The 20,396-nt window shown below is 56.6% G+C and carries 19 protein-coding genes and 1 pseudogene; 12 read left to right on the plus strand and 8 right to left on the minus strand.

Going from position 1 to position 20,396, the window contains the following annotated elements:
* The first annotated feature begins 5 nt into the window (after positions 1-5).
* The 10 genes from ACLBW8_RS18695 to pgeF all read left to right on the plus strand — a co-directional run bounded on the left by ACLBW8_RS18695 (position 6) and on the right by pgeF (position 12,391).
* Positions 6-1,034: a DUF4238 domain-containing protein gene (locus tag ACLBW8_RS18695; RefSeq protein WP_447806038.1), complete on the plus strand. Its 1,029-nt coding sequence runs from the start codon at positions 6-8 to the stop codon at positions 1,032-1,034.
* A 327-nt stretch (positions 1,035-1,361) separates the two neighbouring features.
* Positions 1,362-2,177: a hypothetical protein gene (locus ACLBW8_RS18700; protein WP_447806039.1), complete on the plus strand. Its 816-nt coding sequence runs from the start codon at positions 1,362-1,364 to the stop codon at positions 2,175-2,177.
* 1,283 nt (positions 2,178-3,460) lie between these two features.
* Positions 3,461-3,685 (plus strand): hypothetical protein, encoded by a 225-nt coding sequence (locus ACLBW8_RS18705; RefSeq protein WP_447806040.1) that lies wholly within the window; start codon positions 3,461-3,463, stop codon positions 3,683-3,685.
* A gap of 863 nt (positions 3,686-4,548) precedes the next feature.
* Positions 4,549-6,027, plus strand: coding sequence for a hypothetical protein (locus tag ACLBW8_RS18710; protein ID WP_447806041.1), 1,479 nt, complete (start codon positions 4,549-4,551; stop codon positions 6,025-6,027).
* Positions 6,028-6,391: 364 nt separating this feature from the next.
* Positions 6,392-6,955, plus strand: a complete 564-nt coding sequence (locus tag ACLBW8_RS18715; protein WP_447806042.1) for a hypothetical protein — start codon at positions 6,392-6,394, stop codon at positions 6,953-6,955.
* 526 nt (positions 6,956-7,481) lie between these two features.
* Entirely contained in the window at positions 7,482-8,048 is a 567-nt protein-coding gene (locus ACLBW8_RS18720) for a GNAT family N-acetyltransferase (protein WP_447806043.1), read from the plus strand.
* Positions 8,045-8,878, plus strand: a complete 834-nt coding sequence (locus ACLBW8_RS18725; protein ID WP_064450567.1) for a DMT family transporter — start codon at positions 8,045-8,047, stop codon at positions 8,876-8,878. Before ACLBW8_RS18720 ends, ACLBW8_RS18725 begins: the two co-directional genes overlap by 4 nt.
* Before the next feature lie 119 nt (positions 8,879-8,997).
* Positions 8,998-9,777 carry a PhzF family phenazine biosynthesis protein gene (locus ACLBW8_RS18730; RefSeq protein ID WP_447806044.1) on the plus strand — a complete coding sequence of 260 codons (780 nt, stop codon included), beginning with the start codon at positions 8,998-9,000 and terminating at the stop codon, positions 9,775-9,777.
* Positions 9,778-9,813: 36 nt separating this feature from the next.
* Positions 9,814-11,643: a gamma-glutamyltransferase gene (ggt, locus tag ACLBW8_RS18735; protein ID WP_447806045.1), complete on the plus strand. Its 1,830-nt coding sequence runs from the start codon at positions 9,814-9,816 to the stop codon at positions 11,641-11,643.
* Between the two features lie 25 nt (positions 11,644-11,668).
* Positions 11,669-12,391: a peptidoglycan editing factor PgeF gene (pgeF, locus tag ACLBW8_RS18740; RefSeq protein ID WP_221293838.1), complete on the plus strand. Its 723-nt coding sequence runs from the start codon at positions 11,669-11,671 to the stop codon at positions 12,389-12,391.
* 67 nt (positions 12,392-12,458) lie between these two features.
* On the opposite strand, the gene ddlA is transcribed toward pgeF, so the two are convergent.
* Genes ddlA through ACLBW8_RS18760 form a run of 4 tightly spaced genes read right to left on the minus strand, consistent with a single transcriptional unit; the run spans position 12,459 to position 15,056 of the window.
* Entirely contained in the window at positions 12,459-13,553 is a 1,095-nt protein-coding gene (ddlA, locus tag ACLBW8_RS18745; protein ID WP_447806046.1) for a D-alanine--D-alanine ligase, read from the minus strand.
* 44 nt (positions 13,554-13,597) lie between these two features.
* Complete coding sequence (locus ACLBW8_RS18750; protein WP_447806047.1) at positions 13,598-14,236, minus strand: LysE family transporter; 639 nt, start codon at positions 14,234-14,236, stop codon at positions 13,598-13,600.
* 24 nt (positions 14,237-14,260) lie between these two features.
* Positions 14,261-14,485 (minus strand): helix-turn-helix domain-containing protein, encoded by a 225-nt coding sequence (locus tag ACLBW8_RS18755; protein ID WP_064450561.1) that lies wholly within the window; start codon positions 14,483-14,485, stop codon positions 14,261-14,263.
* A gap of 7 nt (positions 14,486-14,492) precedes the next feature.
* Entirely contained in the window at positions 14,493-15,056 is a 564-nt protein-coding gene (locus ACLBW8_RS18760) for a DUF2975 domain-containing protein (protein WP_262666951.1), read from the minus strand.
* Between the two features lie 205 nt (positions 15,057-15,261).
* Between ACLBW8_RS18760 and ACLBW8_RS18765 the strand changes: the two genes are divergently transcribed.
* Entirely contained in the window at positions 15,262-16,071 is an 810-nt protein-coding gene (locus ACLBW8_RS18765; protein ID WP_064450559.1) for an AraC family transcriptional regulator, read from the plus strand.
* A 126-nt stretch (positions 16,072-16,197) separates the two neighbouring features.
* Here the strand turns inward: ACLBW8_RS18765 and ACLBW8_RS18770 are convergent, their stop codons facing one another.
* From ACLBW8_RS18770 to ACLBW8_RS18785, 4 genes and pseudogenes are all read right to left on the minus strand, one after another.
* Positions 16,198-16,773 carry a flavin reductase family protein gene (locus ACLBW8_RS18770; RefSeq protein ID WP_064450558.1) on the minus strand — a complete coding sequence of 192 codons (576 nt, stop codon included), beginning with the start codon at positions 16,771-16,773 and terminating at the stop codon, positions 16,198-16,200.
* A 60-nt stretch (positions 16,774-16,833) separates the two neighbouring features.
* Positions 16,834-17,265: a methyl-accepting chemotaxis protein gene (locus tag ACLBW8_RS18775; protein ID WP_407016642.1), complete on the minus strand. Its 432-nt coding sequence runs from the start codon at positions 17,263-17,265 to the stop codon at positions 16,834-16,836.
* A 108-nt stretch (positions 17,266-17,373) separates the two neighbouring features.
* Positions 17,374-18,150, minus strand: a pseudogene (locus tag ACLBW8_RS18780) (PAS domain-containing protein); the annotation flags it as partial.
* A 104-nt stretch (positions 18,151-18,254) separates the two neighbouring features.
* Positions 18,255-18,587 (minus strand): DUF2790 domain-containing protein, encoded by a 333-nt coding sequence (locus ACLBW8_RS18785; protein ID WP_064450556.1) that lies wholly within the window; start codon positions 18,585-18,587, stop codon positions 18,255-18,257.
* A gap of 226 nt (positions 18,588-18,813) precedes the next feature.
* On the opposite strand from ACLBW8_RS18785, the gene ACLBW8_RS18790 reads away from it, so the two are divergent.
* Positions 18,814-20,133: an OprD family porin gene (locus tag ACLBW8_RS18790; protein WP_447806048.1), complete on the plus strand. Its 1,320-nt coding sequence runs from the start codon at positions 18,814-18,816 to the stop codon at positions 20,131-20,133.
* The last annotated feature ends 263 nt before the right edge of the window (positions 20,134-20,396 follow it).

A 20,396-nucleotide genomic window follows, 5' to 3' on the forward strand; every position in this document is an offset into this window, starting at 1 on the left:
CCAAGATGGAAAGCTTCAAAAAGGACAACCACTATGTACCTCAGGCCTACCTGAGGCAGTGGGCGAATAATGGTAAAATCCTCACCTACAGGCTTTTGGTGCCACATGAAAAATGCGAGCCCTGGAAGCCGCATTCACCCAAAAGTATTGCGAAACACCAACACCTGTACACTTACTTCTCGGGGTCTAAAGACAGCGATGAGATAGAGCGCTGGCTTGATCGTGACTTTGAAGGGCCTGCATTCGCGTCGATTGCTAAGGTGGTGAGCGAGTCGCGATTGACCAGCGAGGATTGGAACAATTTATTCCGCTTTGCCGTAGCGCAATCTGTCAGGACGCCCGCCGGCTTGCAGCGATTTATGAAGCGACAGGACGAAACGCTTGGAGCATTTTTGTCTGAATCGATGGAAGGGTCGGTAGCCAAAGTTGGCGCAGCGTTAGCTGCCGGTATCAAGCTTGAGCCCGCCCCAGTTGTAGACCCATACAGCAAGCTTCCGCTCAAACTCCACCGTGTGAAGAATGAGGATGGCGAGGAAGGTATCGAAGCGCGGGTGTTGAACGGACGGAAGTTTTGGATTTGGCAGCTCGAACACATCCTTAAGAATACAATCCATCGCATACCAACTCATCGATGGACCATCCTCCACGCCCCACCTGGAATCACCTGGCCAACCACCGATAACCCGTTCACTAGGCTGGGCGTTGGAGTGAACGGAAAGCTGAGCCTTGAAGGTGGCTGGGGTGTGCCTGGCACAAGACTTTTCCTTCCTCTGAGCCCCAAGCATCTTCTATTCGCTTGTGTTGGCTATCGCCCCCCTCAACGAGGCACCACGCTGAGTCTTACTGAAGCAGCATTTATTCGGACGATAATCCTCAATGGTGCCAACCGCTACGTATTTGCAACGGACATACAGGATATCGATGAGATCAGACCACGCACTGTCTCTCGTGAACTATTTGATACAGATGCGAAACTTTGGGCGGAGTGGCATGAACGTCAATCAATAGAGGAAGCACAGTATCCTGACCTCTGACCCATAATTGTCTCCCCCTGAAAGGCTGCTTTGGGTCGATAGCAGCCCTTCGCGACAGGCAGATATCGGCCAAAAGCTGTCGTCCATGGGCAACCGGTTACGATCAATGGTAAGTAAATACTCAAACCCACCTGATAAGCACACAACGACTTAGAAAAAAGGTAACGTAAAGGCGAGAGACGACATATTCGTGAAAAGAGATTTCCAGCTACTATTTACGTTTTAGCTGGTGCCTAGGTTAGAGGTTTTTATGTTTTTGGAAAACCCAACAGCTCTGCCCCGACCCCTAGTTGTGTCACACAAACAAAAATTAGCGAGAGATTGAACGTGCGAGAGAAAATAGGCGGTTTGATAACCGGAGCAGGAGCCGTAGCCAATGCGTGGAATCCAGTAATAAGAGCGCTTCAGTCATATTATGATTTCCCACTAACTTCTGATTCTGCGAACTCGATACTTGCTAGGCTAATTTATTTGGTCAGATGGTATTCCTCTCTGAAAACAGAGCACGGAGCAACACAATATAAAACTCACTTAGAGCTTCTCAATGAAATTAAAACCTCGATATCTCGTGAGCTTAAGAAGGCTCAAGACAGCGGGGAGATTACTGTTCGGGCATCACTAATTGCATGCACCAAGTTGTTCCTGCTGTCACACTCAAAAAAATTTGCATATATAACAACAAATTGGGATAGCGTGGGATCTCATGCGATTAAAAAAGAACTAAATAAGACGCATCACGTAAACATCTATCCTCTTCACATCCACGGTCATTTTGACGCACCATCTGGAATTTATCTTCCGACTGAAATGGTAAAAGAACCATATCGTTCAAGTGAAGAGGAAATGACCCTAGGTTCTACGCACGGAATGGCTTGGCGAGCTTTGGAGCCGGCAACTAGAATAATACTATTCGGACTTTCACTATCCCCCCTGGACGCTGAGCTACAGCAAATTGTAGCTTGCGGGCTAGACTTTGACTGTAAAAAGGAAGTTATCATTGTCGACCCCAACCACAATGAAATTGCACAGCGGATTAATTTGCTAATTAATCCTGCGAGAAACATCTCCGTAACCGGTTATCATCCAGATGACTTGGCCAAAAAGCACACCTATACAATAAAACGTCAAAACAAAAAAGCCTGACTGGTTTAGGATGGACCAACAAATCTGAATAAACTAAAACACTCTAAGAATCTATCTTATTTAGGCGGCTATGTGGATTACTTGACGAATTTATTGACTGCATCCACCCTGGATTAAGTGTTCGGCTTTGGCCGAGACTAGCCCATCATGACAGGCAACAATTAGCCGGTATCCGCCACTCACGAGCGTACGTTACGGGTCGAAACCCGCCAGTATCCACCCAGGTATCCACAGATTGACGCTGATCCGAGATGGATACCCGGGCGGTTACCAAGCACAGTGACCACCATCAGTGACCAATTTGCGGAACAACCCCACGGAAGGCTGGCGCCCAGTTCCGGCGGCGTGTTTCGCGCAGTTCGTCGCGCACGTTCGTCGCGCACCTGGTCAATGCGCGAAGCTTTCACCCACCAAGGTTTCACGCACCCTTCACGCAGCATATTCACGCACTGGGCCGTGTGATGCCCAGCCAGCATGTAACCGGTTCGGCCTCAGCGACGGCTCGCCATCGGAATGCGCAGTGACTGCGCAAATTGCGCACATCAAGTACACAGCTCAGTACGCACGGTTGGTACGCACTCTGGGCGTGTACCAGCAGGAGGTTCGCACTGAGGTTCGCACCCTCTTACGCGAACCTGGTGCGAACCCGGCCAGCGGTTACCACGCTGGTTACCACGGGAAGTTACCAATGCGAGCGGTTGCCAGGCGCTGGTTTCCACTGTGGTTTCCAGGTTTTGCAGTGTTTTCCACTGGCTCCCTGCCTAGGCCCAGACCAAACCCACGGCGCGGGGGTCGACTCGCCGGCGCGCACGATCCACGCCAGCATTGAGTGTTGAATTCAACTCACCGTGTAGATCGCAACACGCTGGCGCCGACTATTACTTTGACCACACTTTGACGGAATGCGAGACAGGCATCAGACCAAAACCACGCCGGGTGGGCGTCTGAGGCTTATCGCGTGGCCAGCCCGTCAAACAAGCGCACCGTGGCCGCTGATACCCCTGACAGACCCCAGACGGATACGGCGCTTTCGGCCCTCCTACTTTTACCCGGCTTTTACCGAATCGCTGGCGAATGTGAGACAGGCATGAGACGGATTCGGCGGGCGTGGCCGCCTGAGAACGCCCATCGGCCAATGCGTGCGGGGCTCACGTATTAGGTACGGGGAAATCCCGTATCACATCGCCAGGCCACTTTGCCGCCGGCAGACGCAAGCCACGTAAAGGTGATCCCGGACATTCGCGGCGCCGGTGCTACGCTCTTTCGAAACACGGAGAACCACCATGACGGATACCAAACTGATAGCCCGCCTGTTCGACCGCCTCAATCAAAACCAGCTCGCCCTGGGCGCAGCGGTGGAGGAGCTTTCCAACTGGGTCGAACAGCGCGGATCGGCAGACATTGCAAACAACGTTCGCGGCGCGCTGGAAACGCTGGACGAAGACCTGGTGTTCATTCGCCGGGGCATTGCTGAGCTTACCGTCGCCGGCAGCCTGGGGCAGTCATGAGGAGGCAAATAATTCTGGACAGGCTCTGGACGGCTGGAGAGGCCACAACTCATCCGACTCGGCCCGCGGGCCAAAGCCAGCAAAGGCTGGCGGCAGATCGGGCATGCGGCCGGATTGCTACCTCGTCCAGAAACAGGGGCAAACCACGGCAGTCAATTGCGGGACAAGTAGCACACGATCGAACCCGGCAAACGCGGCCATAATCCTTGACGGAGCCTTGACGAAATTCTTGACAGGTCTTGACGGATTTATCCGGCGCCATCAAAGGCTGGATCGCTGAAAGCCAAGCAGCGCAAGGCTTTGCGAGCATTCGGGCAGCCTGACCAGAGCCAGCCTCGTCTAAAATCCGAGAGGTGGCCGTCAAGGTGACTGCTCGATCAATATCAAGGCCATGTGGGCGGGATGGGGCTAGTGAAATACCGGGCCATACAAATCCTTAGCGCGCCAGGCAATACTAGTAAGGCACTAGTCGAATGTATTACAGGAAGTACGTTCAAGTGGCCCGTAGGCAAGGCGGCGTGTTGCTTCCAGCGTGAAGATCCGCGGGTTAGCAATAATGCTCGTCAAAACTCTTCGAGGGCTAACATTGATCAGACAGATAAAGCGGCAGCTTGGGCTTGCCCTGTCCTTTATTCTGCGACGGCTCCTTAGCAAATCACTTTCGGAAACCCGATGACCGGGCAGCATTATTGAAACGCAAGAATAGCGAAAATTTGGGTTCATTGACGTTGACTGCCACGTCAAACGTAGGGGAAGCTAGGTTGCTTGAGAAAAAGTAATAACTGCCTCAGCGGCAAAAAGTGCCTAAGAAACCTAAGCCGTTCTAACATTCAACTTTCACGTATAAGGATATTGGGGAATTTATGTCTTTTTTAGGCGTTGATAAAAAAGTCTTCGACGAATTTCGAACAGATGTAGAAAAAGGTTTCGAAATCCTTCGACTGGAAATAATAACAAAAGCAACTGACTCGGAACAGGTCGCTAACACGGCTGCAAAAAATGCAAAGTCGATCGAAGAAAAAATTAACGCAACCAAATCAAATATCGACATAGCACTAACAGAGCTCATAGCTCTCAATGCTGATGCCAAAGCAGAGCTCATTAAAATACGAACGACCAAAGAGGCAGTAGAGCAAGATCAAGCGCTAATACAGTCTATTGTGATCAGCAACCAAGCAGCATACGCAGAGCTTTTAACTATTAAGGAAGCAGCTGAATCACAAGCCAGCGAGATCACGTCGAACTACGCAATAATAAAATCAGCACTGACCGAGAGTGAGCTACTTCCCGACCAGGTTGAACTCATAAGCAAGCTCGTAGAAAACTCCAAAAAAATCAGTGAAAACATCGACAGCCTACTTACTCACTCAATTAAAAGAAAATCAGAAATAGATGATTTGTACGCAGTAATTTTCGGTAAAGAAATAAAGTCCACTGACGGCTCGGTAGAGCGGGTAGATGGACTAATAGATGAGTTGAAGGTCAGCTACGATGGTGTGGCAAATCAGACAGTAGAATTACATGAAACGATCCAAAACCTAACAACAACCATTACTGAAAAACATGAAAAGCAATTAAAATCCGATAATGAAAGCTTTGAAAAATTGGTTTCAGATTCAAAGGATAGAGTTCTACAGATAGACAAGCAGCTCACAGGACTGCTACCTGGAGCAATGGCTGAAGGTTTAAGTGCTGCATATGAAAAGAAGAAAGAGGACGAGATAGTTTCTCAAGAAAAATATGAAAACAGCTTCGCAATTGCAATTGCATTAATGGTAACCGTTTCATTGATCCCTTTTTTCGTTGACATCTACCTTCTTGGGTGGAAAGGCTCCGACCTCGTACAGGTCATAAAGGATACTCCAAGCCTCATCATCTCCATTTTACCGCTATACTTTCCCGTACTATGGTTCGCATATTCGTCAAATAAAAAACTAAACCTGTCTAAACGACTAATCGAAGAATACACACACAAAGCCGTTCTTGGAAAAACCTTCTCCGGACTATCTAACCAGATTGAATCGCTGCCTCGTGAAAGTTTAGTTCGAGACGAGCTCAGAACTAGGCTTCTATTCAACCTTCTTCAAGTTAGCTCCGAGAACCCTGGAAAGCTCATCACCGACTACAATAAATCAGATCATCCCCTGATGGATGCCTTAGAGAATAGCGCAAAGCTTTCTGACTCGATGGACGCCCTATCTAAAATTCCAGGTTTCTCAGCGATATCAAAAAAGCTTGCTGAAACTTCAGAAAGGATTCTCAAGGCCGAAACTCAAAAAGTAGAAAATGGACTTGCTGTGCAAGCGGCGATAGAAACGCCACCTACAAAAACAGACTTATAAAATCCGAGTACAAGGGGCAGGCTTAAAGTCTGCCTCTTCAGTATTCAGTGGCTATCTACCCGTCGATATAGCAATTTTTCGCTGGATCTTGCGCTGCTGTTGCCAAGAAGGCCGGTGGAATAGCGGCAGTATTCGATGAGCAAGCACTCGACCAGCTCACCAAGGACGTCCGGCGCGCCATTTCACGGGAAGCTGAGCCAAGGAGAGTCATCAGGGAAATGCGTTTGTAAGGGGGGGAAGGAACTGGCTGGCCTTGGTAGTTTTTCCTGTACCTGCCATACCGGAATGGGAGCCCAGGACGAGGTTTCAAAGGCCGACGGTACCGCCCTCTATCCGCCCCAACAACTAAATAAGGCTTGCTCAGATGGTTAAAGGCACAAATACCCATGACTTGGTGAAGGCCATACTCAGCTCGAATCGCGAGGCAACCAGGGAGCTAATTTTTGAAATAGGCGACAGACAAGGTGAGTGGGCCTACTTCATCACTAGACTTTTGGACGGCGTGCCGGTGACCGATGAAGCAAAAAATCAATTCCACTCGGTGTGGATTGAGCTCGGTCGGCGAATTCGGGACCAGGTTGGTGATGACAAGGCTCTTGCTCTGATCCTGGGTTCGCTTCTACCCAAATATCGGGGCGAAACCATCCGGCTTTACAGAGGGGAAAACTCCGAACGATATGAAGCTGGCAGAATCGGTTTTTGTTGGACGCCTCGTATTGATAAAGCCGAAATGTTTGGAAGCGGCCTGAATGCGTATCATGGTAAAGGGGGAATGCTGCTCACGACTATTGCCGATCCATCCTCAATACTCGCAGGTCCAAATGATCACAGTATTCGTCTCGGAGAGCATGAGCATACGGTTGATCCGTTCTCGCTCCGTGACATTGAAATTTTGAGCACCTATCCGCTCCGACCATCCGATCGGTAATCACGGTATTTGCAAACCACACAATGAATGGCCACTACCCCGATCCGGGGTAGTGCTGGCGCCCAGGATGACAAGAACTCCTCAGTGTGGTTTACATGCCACACGGCACCAGTGCAATCACCGCAACAGTGTGGCGATTGCTCCTCAAAAGTGAGGAGCGAGATAATCGGGCCACTTTTGGACTGATCCATCAGAGGAATGGTGGTGACGGCCATACCTTTGCGCTTGTGACGGCTTTATCACGATGACGATACCGTTCGTCGGGGGAAGCAACGAACCTCGCCAGGTTTTTCAGCCAGCGAAAAACCGACCGAAAACACTCCAGCAGCCAGCGCCGTGTATCCCCTGGTGTATCCCTTTAAAAAAATAACACATAAATAACCTATAAAAGCAGCAACTTAGATATCCAGTTCAAATGTCTGTGTACACCAAGTACTAAAAACGGCTTACCGAAAGGTAGGCCGTTTTTTTATGCCTCCAGAAAAGCCCTGAGGCATACTCGCCCCCACCCCCAAGGAGGCGATACGTGAACCCTCAATTCCCCACCCGCGGCATCACCACCGAACGGCTGTTGCTGCAAGCGGCCCACCCCTCCCACGCGGGCACCCTGCGCGCGCACCTTGTGGCCAACCGCGCGTTCCTCCAACCCTGGGAACCCTCGCGCGACGACGAGTATTTCGAACTGGCTGCGATCAGCCAACGCCTGGCAACCATGGCCGAGAAAACCGCCAGCGGCGAAGCCTTGCACCTGCTGATGCTGCGCGACGGGCACATCATCGGCAGCTGTAACTTCACCACCATCGTGCGTGGCGCATTCGAAGCGTGCCATCTGGGTTATGCACTCGACGAGTCGGCTCAGGGCCAGGGGTTGATGCACGAAGCACTGAACGCCGCGATTGCCTATGTATTCGACGAGATGAAGCTTCATCGCATCATGGCCAACTACCGGCCGGAGAATGAACGCAGTGCGCGCTTGCTCAAACGGCTGGGGTTCGAGCGCGAGGGTGCAGCGCGGGCCTATCTCAAGATTAACGGCGAGTGGGCGGACCACGTGTTGACGTCGCTGATCAACAGCGCAAACCGCGACGCATGAGCCTCACCGTCTTCGCGATCATCCTGCTGGGTGCCGCACTTCATGCCACCTGGAACGCCGTGGTCAAAGGCGGCGTCGACACGCTGTTGACCACCTGCATGATCGCCGCCGTCGCCTCGTTGATCGCGTTGGCGGCCGTCCCTTTTCTGGTGCTGCCGGCGAAAGAGAGCTGGCCGTACCTCGGCGTATCGGTGCTGTTCCAGGTGCTGTATTTCGTGCTGGTCGCCTCAACGTACCGCATTGCCGATATGAGCCAGACCTATCCGATCATGCGCGGCAGCGCGCCGCTGCTGGTGGCGACGGTGAGTGTGTTTGCGCTGTCTGAACCGCTGTCGACGTTCGCCTGGTTTGGGATCGCAGTGATCTCACTCGGCATCTTGAGCATGGCCGCCGCGCCTTCGGCAGGGCACAGAAAAGGTTTGGTCCTGGCACTGATCAACGCCGGTGTGATTGCCGGTTACACCCTGATTGATGGTTTGGGCGTGCGCACGTCCGGCGCGCCGGCGGCTTACACCCTGTGGATTTTCCTGCTGACCGGCATCCCGCTTGCCACGTGGGCGTTAGTGACGCGGCGTGCGGTGTTTTGTGATTACGTCGCGCGTCATTGGCGGCTTGGCATCGTTGGGGGCGCAGGCACTGTGGCGTCATACGGCCTGGCCCTGTGGGCAATGACGCAGGCACCGATCGCCAGTGTTTCGGCACTTAGGGAAACGTCGATCCTGTTCGGCGTGGTGATTTCAGCGTGGGTGCTCAAAGAGCCTCTCACGCGAGTTCGCATCGTTGCCGCGTGCATCATTGCCGCCGGGGCGATGGTGTTGCGCCTGGGTTGAGCGCGGCTCGTCGCTGCGCAGCTCAGACTCATGCGCTGAAAAAAAGGCGCCATCTGTACTTTGACGCTCCCGCGACCCCACTGCTAGTGTCCAGCCTCCCCTCACATGGAGCGCCTGCGATGAAATTGGACATCTACCAAGTCGATGCTTTCAGCCAACAGGCCTTTGGCGGTAACCCGGCGGCAGTCTGCCCGCTCACCGAGTGGCTGCCCACCGAGCAATTGCACAACATCGCCGCGGAGAACAACCTCTCGGAAACCGCGTTTTTCGTGCCGCGTGGCGAGGTCTATGAGTTGCGCTGGTTTACACCGGAAGTTGAAGTCGACCTGTGCGGCCATGCCACGCTGGCAGCGGCGTGGGTGTTGATTCACCAGTTGCCGGGCGCACCTGAAGTGTTGCGCTTTGCCACCCGCAGCGGCGAGCTTCGCGTGACGCGCAATGGCGATGAGTTGGCAATGGACTTCCCGGCCAAACAACCCCAGCGCTGCGAACCGCCAGCCGGCATGTTGAGCGCATTGGGGCTTGAGCACGCTGAGGTATTTGCCACCGATGACTACATCGTTCTGGTCGACGACGAAGCCCAGGTCGCCGCCCTGACGCCGGACTTCGCACGCCTCAAGGGCCTGCCCAAACGCGGGATTGCGGTAACGGCCAAAAGCACGCGCTTTGATTTCATTTCCCGCTGGTTTGGCCCCAACGTGGGTGTCAACGAAGACCCGGTGACCGGGTCTGCCCACACCTCGTTGGCGCCGTTCTGGAGCGAACGTTTGGGCAAGTCGCGATTGACCGCCGAACAGGGTGGCAACCGCCGTGGGCAACTGCGTTGTGAGCTCAAAGGCGACCGGGTGATTATCTCCGGCCACGCAGCGCTCTACCTGCAAGGCACGATTTACCTGTAAAAAGCACTTTCCCAAGGACAACAGATCATTCTCAAAATGAACGGAGTTCAACGCGTGTTTTCGATTTCCCGCCGTCAACTGTCGATGATTGCCGCAGCCCTCGCCCTGGCTGGCTGTCACACCCCTGTCAATGAACAGCCGCCGGCACCGGAGTTGGGTTCGGGTTATCGCACCGACCTCACCACCCGCCACGCCGAGCGCCATATGGCCGCCGCCGCCAACCCACTGGCGGCCGAAGCCGGGCGCGAGATGTTGCGCCAGGGCGGGTCGGCGATTGATGCGGCGATTGCGATGCAGGCTGTGTTGACCCTGGTGGAACCGCAGTCATCCGGCATCGGCGGCGGCGCGTTCATCATGCTCTGGGACGGGAAAACCGTGCACGCGTATGACGGCCGCGAAACGGCACCGGCCGGTGCAACTGAGCGCTTGTTCCTGAAGGCCGACGGCACGCCGATGGCGTTTACCGATGCGCAGATTGGCGGGCGCTCGGTCGGTACACCCGGGGTCTTGCGTGCCCTGGAGATGGCACACAAGAAGACCGGGCACTTGCAATGGGCCAAGCTGTTTGAACCCGCGATTCGTCTGTCGGAGCAAGGCTTCGCGATTTCTCCACGCTTGCACGCGTTGATCGCCGCCGACCGTTTCATCCCGCAATCACCCGACATGGCGGCCTATTTTCTGAATGCCGATGGCACGCCTAAAGCCACCGGCACGCTGCTGAAGAACCCGGCGCTGGCCGCCGTGTTCAAACGCATTGCCAAGGAAGGACCGGACGCGCTGTACCACGGGCCAATCGCCGACGAGATTGCGCGCAAGGTTCAGGGCAACCGCAATGCGGGCAGCCTGTCGCAAGCGGACCTCAAGGCTTACACCGCCAAGGAACGCACGCCGCTGTGCACCGACTACAAGCAATACCAGGTGTGCGGCATGCCACCGCCGTCGTCAGGCGGAATTGCGGTGGCGCAGATCCTCGGCACGTTACAGGCCGTAGAAGCCCGCGACCCACGCTTGGCCATCGCACCAATGAAACCGGTCAAGAGTGCCTCGCCTGCCGGCCTTGAGCCCACCCCCGAAGCCGTGCACCTGATGGCAGAAGCCGGCCGCCTGGCCTTCGCCGACCGTGGGCTGTACGTGGCCGACGCCGACTTCGTACCGGTGCCGGTCGCCGGCCTCGTCGCTCCCGACTACCTGGCCAAACGCGCCGCGCTGATCGGCGCACGCAGCATGGGCATCGCCAAACCGGGCCAGCCTGCGGGCATCCAGGTGGCGTACGCGCCGGACCGCTCGCCGCTGCGCATCTCCACTTCGCAAGTAGTCGCGGTGGATGACCAGGGCGGCGCCGTGTCGATGACCACCACGGTGGAAGCGGCGTTCGGCTCCCACGTAATGGTCCAGGGCTTTTTGCTGAACAACCAGATGACCGACTTCTCGTTCATCCCCGAAGAAAACGGCCAACCGGTGGCCAACCGTGTCGAGCCCGGCAAGCGCCCACGCTCGGCCATGGCGCCAACGCTGGTGTTCGACCGCAAGAGCGGCGAGTTGCTGGCCACGGTGGGCTCACCGGGTGGTTCGCAGATCATCGAGTACGTGAGCAAATCCCTGGTGGCGATGCTCGACTGGAACCTCGACCCGCAAGCCGCCATCAGCCTGCCCAACTTCGGCAGCCGCAACGGCGCGACAGAACTGGAGCAAGGTCTGTTCAGCCCGGCGTTGAAACAGGCACTCAAGGACAAGGGCCATACGCTGAGCGAAATCGATATGACCAGCGGCATCCAGGCCATCGTTCGCACGCGGGATGCCCACGGCAAGGTGTCGCTGAGCGGCGGGGCAGACCCTCGGCGTGAAGGCGAAGCGGTCGGCGACTGAGTATTTATCCAAGGGAGCGCGCGCGGTGCAGCAGGCAGATAATCTCGACGCCATCCCCGGCGTCGAACACGGCTTTTGTTCGATCAATGATCCACTGCGCCCGGATGACGTGTTCATCTGCAAGCAGGTACACAGTGCGTCGGTGATTGAATGGCAGGCGGATCAGGTGGCCAATACGATCGAGGCGGATGGCGTGTTCACTCGCGAGCATCAGCCGATCGCAGTGATTACCGCTGATTGCCTGCCCATTCTGATCACTGCAAAAAGCGCTGCCATGGTGGCGGCGGTGCATGGCGGCTGGAAGGGGTTGCAGGGCGGGATCATCGCCAACGCCGTGCAGCAATTTGCCGCTCAAGGGATTGCGGTGGACCAGTTGCAGGTGGCTATCGGGCCATCGATCAAACCGTGCTGCTATGAAGTGAGCGAGGGGTTTATTGCGCAGTTTCAGGCGGACCAGGGTCACTTGTGGCATGCCGGTCAGGCACCGTGGCGCTTCGAGCAACCGGCGCCGTTGCTGGCACCGGAGATTGCACCGCCCTACGCGAGGCAAGCGGGAAGTGCCTGGTTTGACTTGAGCGGCTATGGGGTGATGCTGTTACACGCTGCGGGGGTGCAGCGTGAACAGATCGACGTCAGTGAGGTGTGCACTTATTGCACATCCCCCACCTTCGCCAGCTACCGCCGAAGAACTCATCACCCGCAAGAGGCGAAGACCTTGATCTATTCGTGGATCGTTCGTAGCCCCTGAAGAACACGCGACTCTTGTGGTGAGGCAAGCCCGCTCGCCACAAGGGACCGCGTCAGGCCTTGAACACTCAGCGGCTGATCTTCAAGCCCTTACGCCCCGCGTGCCGCTCCAGCGCCAGCTCAATCAACCGGCTCACCAAGTCGCTGTAACTCATCCCCGCCGCCTGCCACAGCTTGGGGTACATGCTGATCCGGGTGAAGCCGGGCAGCGAGTTGATTTCGTTGATCAGCACTTCACCGTCGCCAGTGAGAAACACATCGACCCGCGCCAACCCGGCGCAGCCCAATACCTCAAACGCTTCGATGGCCAGGTGGCGAATGCGCTCGCTGGCTTCAGGGCTGATATCGGCCGGCACCACCACTTGGGCGGCCTGGCCGTCGATGTATTTGCTGTCGTAGGAATAAAACCCGTTGCTCACCACGATCTCGCCGCAGCCGCTGGCGACAGGGCTGTCATTGCCCAGCACGGCGCATTCGATTTCGCGGCCCTGGACGGCGGACTCCACCAGCACTTTTTCATCAAAGCCCAAGGCCAGTTCGACGGCGGCGTGGTACTCAGCTTCGTTGCCGACTTTACTCACACCCACCGAGGAACCCTGATTGGCGGGTTTGACGAACATCGGCAAGCCGAGGGTGCTCACAGCCGTATCAAAGGACGTGCGCGCCGCGTTGCGACGGGTCAGGGTGATGAACGGGCTGACGGCAATCCCGGCGTCGCGCAGCAGGCGCTTGCTGATGTCCTTGTCCATGCACACCGCCGAACCGAGCACGTCGGAGCCCACAAACGGCAGGTCGGCCATGCGCAGCAGGCCTTGCAGGCAGCCGTCTTCGCCAAGGGTGCCGTGGACGATGGGGAAGATCACGTCGATGTGTTCCAGCAAACCCTGACCGGACGTCTCCACCACTTGCTGACTGGCCTTGCCTGGCACCACCGCCAGTTCACGATTGGATTGGTTCAGGGCGATCAAGGCCGGGTTTTCCTGGTTGATCAGGAAGTTTGAGGTGTCGTTGAGGTGCCAGTGGCCGGCCTTGTCGATACCGATCAGGATGGGCTCGAAACGCGAGCGGTCCAGTGCATCGACGATATTGCGCGCCGATTGCAGCGAGACCTCGTGCTCGGCCGAACGGCCACCAAAAATAATACCTACCCGCACCTTGCTCATGACTCGGCCTCACTGTTGAAAGTAAGGCTTCTTACCATGAGCCGTCAGCGATTCGCTACCAGATGTGCGCCGAACAGCACATAGCAACCACCGGCAAACCGGTCGAGCCACTTGCGCGAACGGCCATAGACGTTGGCCATCCGTTCACTGGAAAACACCAGGGCCACGCTTGTGTACCAGCTGAATGACAACGTGGCCATGGTGATTACCGCCAGGGCCAACAATGTGGGGGACGGTGAAGGCGGCATGGTCGAGGCGAAGGCCGTGGTGACGAACAACGCGGCCTTGGGGTTGGACAAGTTGCCCAGCAAGCCGAAGCGCCAGGCGGAAAACAGCGAGCGCCGGGGTTCGGCAGGCAATAGCGTCTGGCTCATCGAGGGCGCCGAACGCCTGAACAGTTTCAGCCCCAGGTAGATCAGGTAGCAGCCGCCGATGAGTTTGAACGCCAGATAGAGCATGGGCGCGGCGGTGAACAGCGACTTGATGCCCAAGCCGCCCGCCAGCCCCCATATCACCGTCCCCGTCGCCACCCCGGCCGACGCCACCACGCCATGCCGACGCGAGCAACTTGCGGCCAGTTGGGCGGTGTTGAAAAAGTTGGGCCCCGGCGTCACCACCGCGACCGTCCAAAGCAGCCCCAGCGCCAATAACGGCGCGGCATACGGCAAGTCGAAGAACTGCATTGGACGATCCCTCTTGGCAAGTGGTTAAGCCTGTTCGGCCGCCGGCTCCGGTGTGTGCACCAACAGGTCGCCGGGCTGACAGTCCAGATAGGCGCAGATCGCATCCAGCGTACCCAGCCGTATGCCCTTGACCTTGCCTTGTTTGAGCAACGACAGGTTCTGTTCGGTAATCCCGATAGCGGCTGCCAGGTCTTTGGATTTGACCTTGCGCCGGGCAAGCATAACGTCCAGTTCAATCACAATGGGCATGTCAATCTCAAACAAAAGTGCGGTTTTCAGAATCCACTTCACTGGCCTGCCACAGGATACGCGCGATTACCGCGATACAGGCAGCGAGAAACAAGGCGACGAAGCTCGGCGCGGTGACACTTAACGTGATAAACCGCTGGCCGACCGGCTCATTCATCGTGACCCAGACACTGAGCAACGGCTCGCATAAAAAGTCCAGCAGTACCCACACCGCAACCGCCCGCCCCACCTTGCCCAAGTGCTGCGCCGCCGCACGGGAGAAATACTCGCCACGGGCGTAGTTCTGGAACAATAGACGAAGATGGTTCAAGCCCCCGCCAAGGGCCAGCAACGGAATGCTGGAAAGCACAATAGCGCCCAGGATTTGCCACCAGGGCAGCAGCGCTACTTGCGCGCTGCGTGCCTGGATCAGGCGGTCACTCAAGGCAAAGCCAAACCCCAGGCCATCGGCAGAAGAACTCAGTACCGGGAACAGCCATACGCAGGTATTGAGCACCAGCATGACGACAATCAGCAAAAGGGTAAGCAGCGACATGCGCTGACTGAGCCGGGCCAGACGTTGGGTATTCATAAGCAACCTCAATGGGTGATGGAGGACGCAAAAATAATAGATAAATTATCGTAAAACAATCATTTTTTAATGCTATGCAGCGTATTAGCTGAAAAATACACTGTCCAGGCGCTACCGCCAGCACGCACAATCGTTCAAGACCCCGCCAGACAACCCACGCCAGACTGGGTTAACGTGTTTCCACCTCAATTTGTGACAAACCACCATGGGCCAACCCACCTCCGCACTCGACTGGCTGCACCGCGCCCCGCACGCCAGCGGCCTGGATCGTATCGAGGCGTACTTTGCCGGCTTCGCGTTCGACCCGCATCGCCATGACACCTACGCCATCGGGCGCACGTTGTTTGGCGTGCAAAGCTTTCATTACCGCGGCTGCATGACCCACAGCCTGCCCGGTACGACCATGGTGATTCACCCCGACGAAACCCATGACGGCCGCGCCAGCAGTGTAGAAGGCTTCAAGTACCGCATGATTTATGTGGAGCCGGCGCTGATACAGCAGATCCTGGGCGGCCGGCCGCTACCGTTTATCCACAACGGACTGTCGACTGACCCGAGACTGTTCCGCGCCAGCGAGGTATTGCTGCAAAGCCTGGACTGCCCGATTGACCCGATGCAGGAACAGGACGCGCTGTACGACCTGGCCCAGGCGCTGAGCGCTGCGTCGGGCGTGATCGTCAGCCGTAAATCCTTCGATTACGTGGCCGCCGAGCGTGCCCGGGAATTTATCCACAGCGCCTTGGGCCGCAGCATCACCCTGGATGAGATGGCCGACCATTGCGGCCGTGACCGCTGGGCATTGTCGCGCGATTTTCGGTTGTTGTTCGGCACCAGTCCCTACCGCTACCTGACCATGCGGCGTTTGGACTTGGTGCGTAGCCTGCTGGCCCAAGGCCAAGCGCTGGTCGATGCAGCACTGACCGCCGGGTTCACCGACCAGAGCCATATGACGCGGCAATTTCGCAGCACCTACGGCATGCCACCGTCGCGATGGGTGAAGATGCTCGGGCGCTGACTGGCTGAGGGGAAATGCAATAAAAAATGTGGGAGCGCGCAAGCTCCCTCCCACACTTGATCCAGGTTGTTTCCAATATCGGCCCCACCGTGCGCAATGTGCGCAGCCGCCGCAGAGAGGCCAGGCTTACAGCTGGCGCCCGACAACCGGCTCGCCGATGCTCAGGAAATTCCCGCCCGCGATATGGTGCAAGGTGCGCAACGCGTCATGCCCTTCGAAGTGCCAGTGCCCTTCGCTGAATACGCGTTCGTCGGCATACGCCGCGAGCACTTCGCCGAGGAATAAATCGTAGGTCTGCTGATTGTGAGGCTCGGGCAACAGGCGACATTCCAACCATGCCACGCAGCCCTCCAGCAACGGCGCGTCGGTGTGTTCACCGTGGAAGGTTTGCAGACCGTAAGCGGCGAATTTGTCCGTGTCGGCGCCCGTGGTGTTGCCGACCGTCTGCACCAGATCGGCCTGCGCCACGCAGGGCACCTGGAGCACGAAGGTGCCGGCGCCTTCCAGCAATTGCCGGGTCCAGGTGGCCTTGTCCAGCACCACCGCGACTTTCGGCGGTTCAAAATCCAAGGGCATGGCCCAGGCAGCGGCCATGATATTGCGTCGACCGTCGTGGGCTGCGCTCACCAATACGGTCGGCCCGTGATTGAGCAAGCGATAGGCCTTGGACAGTGGAACGGGGCGACAGTGAGTAGGGCTCATGGAGGGTCGGCTCTTCAAGCAAGAAAAAACCTACGATACCTCAAGCACAAGCCCGACGGGTCAGCTCGACAGCTGATTGGCGAACTGCCCGACTGCGCTCACCACTTTTTGCGCACCGTCCTGGATTTCCACAATCACGGTGCCGGCCTCAGCCGCCAGCGCCAAGCCTTGCTCGGCCTGCAGACGCCCCTCGGTCATCAGGGACACCGCATCGCGAGCCATGTCCTGGTTCTGACGCACCACACCGACGATTTCCTCGGTGGCCTTGCTGGTGCGCGACGCCAATTGACGCACCTCATCGGCAACCACCGCAAAACCACGGCCCTGCTCACCCGCGCGCGCCGCTTCGATGGCCGCATTGAGCGCCAGCAGGTTGGTCTGTTCGGCAATGCCGCTGATGGTCTTGACGATGCTGCCGATCACTTGCGACTGGGCATTGAGCGCCTCAATGCCGTCACCGGCCTGCTGCATGTGCTTGGCCAAATCACGCATCACGTCCACCGCCTGCGTCACCACAGTGGTGCCACGTTGGGCACTGTTGTCGGTTTGCAGCGAGGTGCTGTAGGCAATGTTGGCGGCCTCGGCCACCGCCTGTTCCTGGCTGACCTGGTCGGTAATTACCGTGGCGAATTTGACCACCTTGTACAGGCGATCATTGGCATCCAGCACCGGGTTATAAGTGGCTTCCAGCCAGACCACGCGGCCATGGCTGTCGACCCGCTTGAAACGCGCGGCGACAAACTCACCGGCATTCAAACGCTTCCAGAAGTTCTGGTACTCGGCGCTGTTGTATTCCTGCGGCTCACAGAACATCCGGTGATGTTTGCCCTGAATCTGCGCCAGGCTGTAACCCATGCCGCTGAGGAACCGGTCATTCGCCGTCAGCACATGCCCGCCGAGGTCGAACTCGATGACCGCCGTAGAACGCACCAGCGCGGTGATAAGGTTTTCATGCTCGCGCGAGGCCTCGATGGTGCGGGTGAGGTCGCTTGAGTAAATCGAAAAATGCTTGATGCGCCCATCCGAGCTGCGCACGGGTTGCAGGATCGAGCGCAACCACGCTTCCTTGCCATTGCCGCGCATCAGCCGCACGGTGCCCGCGAAGTGTTCGCCGCGCACCAGGGCATTCTTGAAACGCAGCTGGAATTCGTCCTGACGCACGTGTGCCGGCACCAGATCATCAATGTGGCGCCCCAGGATATTGGTAGCCTGGTACGCCAGTTCCTGCAGGAAGTTGGCATTTGCCCACTCCACCCGGCCTTCAGCATCCAGCGTCAGGCACAGCATTTCACTTTCCAGGCTCTCCTTGACCTGTTGCAAGCTCGACAACTCTTCGCGAAGAGCCGACAGCTCCTGCTTCAAACGGGTGTTGAACATGAGGCACCGATGATATTTGAGGAGATGAATCTGACCTGCATCGGCGCTGCCGGGATTTTCTGAAGCGCTTTTTAGCCCCTCGCCCAACTGTTTTTCTGGCTCGGTTAACCACCATTATTTCGGCAGACGCCCATCACTTGATATTCAAGGGTATTGAGCTTGCCGCTGGAGTCTTCATAGGTCATGCGCGACGGCACCGGGTTGCACGAACGGATCGGCGGCGTGACGTTGACCACCTTGGCAATGTCCAGCGCCATGCCATAGCGGTAGGCCTGTACCTCGGGTGCCGGCTGCCCCTTTTTTTCGGCGTAAGCCGCCATGGCTTTCTCATTGCGTTCCATCATCAGGGCAAAGGTGCGATCACCGCCGCCTTCGGCCAATGCACCCAATGACAGGATTGCAGTAAATACACCCAGGCCAATTTTATAAAAGTTCATGACAGGTTCCTCGTCTAAGAAGTTCAGTGACGAGCGTAATGAAGTAACCCTGACGGAATGTTCACCAAACCATTACTTATTTGTTAGGTGGCCGTGAGTTTCCAGAATTGTAATGTTCACGCCATGAAGTCGTTATCCGCTGTTTGCAACTATCAGCCCGGGCCAGATCAATAAAAATGCCCACTTCTATAAGAAGCTGAACACTGCCAACACCGAGGAGCAAACCATGAGCATTGCTTACTACACCCTTCCCTTTTCATTGCTGGCCGCACTGCCCCTGGCAGCCGTGGCCGTGGAGGACAAGCCCGAAGGTTTTATCGAAGGCAGCAGCGTGAACGTGCTGGCGCGCAATTTTTACTTCAACCGCGACGACCGCAAGGGACAGTCCAGCCCCACGGGCAACGGCTATTCCGAGGCCTGGGCGCAGGGTTTGATCGGCAAGTTCGAATCCGGCTTTACCCAAGGCACCGTGGGGTTTGGCCTGGATGCGTTTGCCATGTACGGCCTGAAACTCGACTCCGGCACCGGCCGCAGCGGCGGCAAGGGTTCGTTCGGCATGCTGCCGGTGGACAGCAATAACCACCCCGAAAGCGGCTACAGCAAATTCGGCGGCGCCGCAAAATTGCGCGTGCTGGACACGGTCTTCAAGGCCGGCGACGTATTCCCCGCCACGCCGGTGGTGGCCGCCGGCGACTCACGCCTGTTGCCGCAAAGCTTTCGCGGTGTCACCGCGCAGAACACCAGCCTTGAAGGCCTGAGCCTGCAAGGTGGGCGCCTGAGCGGCATGAGCCAGCCAAGCGAAAGCGGCATGGACAAAGGCTTTGCGACTTTCTATGCGGGCAAGGTCGACTCACCCTGGATCGGTTATTTCGGCGGCGACTACACCGTCAATAAACACCTGAGTGTCAGCCTCTACAGCAGCCGCTTGAAGGACGCCTGGGATCAGTATTACGTCGGCAGTGCCGCCACGTACCCGCTGACCGACGACGTCTCCTTGTTCGGCGACGTCAACTATTACAAGGCCGTGGACGAAGGCAAAAAACTGCTGGGTGAATTCGATAACAACATCTGGAGCGCCAGGCTCGGGGTCAAGGTCGGCGCCCACAGCCTGGCCGTGTCGCACCAGCGCAATAATGGCGACGACGACTTCGATTACCTGCGCCAATCGGACTCGATCTTCCTCAACAACTCTATCCAGTACAGCGACTTCAACTCGCCCAAGGAGCGCTCGTGGATGGTGCGTTACGACCTCGACATGCAGACGTTCGGCATTCCCGGCTTGTCGTTCATGACCCGCTACGGCAAAGGCACCGGCGCCGATTACAGCAACGCCAACGCGGTGTACATGCGCCGCGATGCGGCGGGTAATCCGCTGACGGATCAGCGTCGCTGGGAGCGGGACGTCGAGGTCAAGTACAGGGTGCAGAGTGGCAGCCTGAAGGATTTGTCATTGCGTTTGCGCCAGGCCACCGTGCGCTCCAGCGCTTTCGAATCAGACCTGGAGGAAATTCGCTTGATTGCCGAATACCCACTAGTGGCACTTTGACAACTGCTTACATTCGTTCGCCATTAACTAACATCTGCTCACAAATTGATAACTATCAAAACTGTAACATTGGGTTCAGCTTCCCGTTAAGTTGAACTTCCTATACTCGCTTCAACTTAATTGCACCGAGCACATTCATCTCTGAAGCTTTTGTGTAGCTCCTTTGGAAAGAGATGAATTTTTAACGCCCCTCTGGGGCGTTTTTTTTGCCCGCAAGCTAAGTCGCGACCAATGGTCGCAGTTGACCCTGAAGCTACTTCAGA

It is taken from the genome of Pseudomonas sp. M5A4_2d, assembly GCF_053345295.1.